Annotated in this window: 1 protein-coding gene; it reads left to right on the top strand. The window is 38.3% G+C overall.

The window, feature by feature from the left end; translation table 11 throughout:
• Positions 1-37 precede the first annotated feature (37 nt).
• Positions 38-506, top strand: a 469-nt coding sequence (locus AC1EUV_RS13790) for an immunoglobulin domain-containing protein (RefSeq protein WP_480199303.1), incomplete at its 3' end; no start/stop codon positions are given.

Raw genomic sequence — 506 nt, 5'->3', positions numbered from 1 at the left:
ACCAACAATTAGTATTACAAGTGCACCACTTTGTTCTGTGGACTTATTAACTTATTCATTAGAAGTAACAGTAAATACAGGAACAGTAACCAGTACTTCAGGATCGATAACAAACACCTCAGGGAATGTTTGGAACATAGCATCAATAACGTCTGGGACTAGCATAGTCATTACTGTAACAGCTGCTAACGGATGTATAGAAACTTTATCAGTAACAGCTCCGAACTGTAGTTGTCCAGTTGTGAATGCACCGGTTAGTGGAGGAAATCAAGAATATTGTACTGGTTTCACAATTCCAACATTAACGGCTACAGTTGGAGCTGGAGAAACTATAGATTGGTATGATGCCGCTGGAGGAGGAACCCTTTTATTAAGCGCTAATGCTAATTATACACCAGTTGTAGCAGGAACATATTATGCAGAAGCTAGAATATTGGTAAATGGATGCACAAGCTCTACACGTACAGCAATATTATTAATTGAAAATTCATTACCTAATGCTCCTC

It is taken from the genome of Maritimimonas sp. 2304DJ26-3 (genome assembly GCF_056591635.1).
This window is presented reverse-complemented; position numbering and strand designations above follow the sequence as displayed.